This window comes from Vibrio sp. 10N.222.49.C9 (genome assembly GCF_041474985.1).
Taxonomy (GTDB): domain Bacteria; phylum Pseudomonadota; class Gammaproteobacteria; order Enterobacterales; family Vibrionaceae; genus Vibrio; species Vibrio crassostreae_C.
This window is the reverse complement of record NZ_JBFRVD010001461.1, coordinates 1-348: the sequence shown is the minus strand read 5'-3', so window position 1 is coordinate 348 and position 348 is coordinate 1. Positions and strand designations below refer to the sequence as shown.

The window sequence follows — 348 nt, the reverse complement described above, 5'->3', positions numbered from 1 at the left end:
ATTACCGTTACTGTCATAAGTAACCTGCGCATCTGTAGGATCCAACCACACAAGACCGTCATCATTAGCAAACAATCCACCCTGCCCAGGCAATTTCAATGAAGCACTGTCCGACACTCCTTCACTGCCCGACGGCTTCAAGTTCGTACCTGGTAGCACTAACTTTGGAATTAAATCTCGATACGAAGGACCTGACGCCCGCTCCCCCTCACTCTCTTCGCGAGTTACTGCTGGCAACTGCGCTGGCAATGCTGATGACTCAGATAAGCCGTCAGAGACGCTTCCTACCTCAATCTCAACAACCTGAGCTCTAAGCAGTTCCATCTCTTTTTTCAAGGCATCCAACTC

The 348-nt window shown here is 49.7% G+C and carries 1 protein-coding gene; it reads right to left on the bottom strand.

Features of this window, described 5'->3' with window-relative positions:
• Window positions 1-348 (bottom strand): hypothetical protein (locus AB4585_RS28760; RefSeq protein WP_372172193.1); only part of this gene is annotated, 348 nt, incomplete at both ends.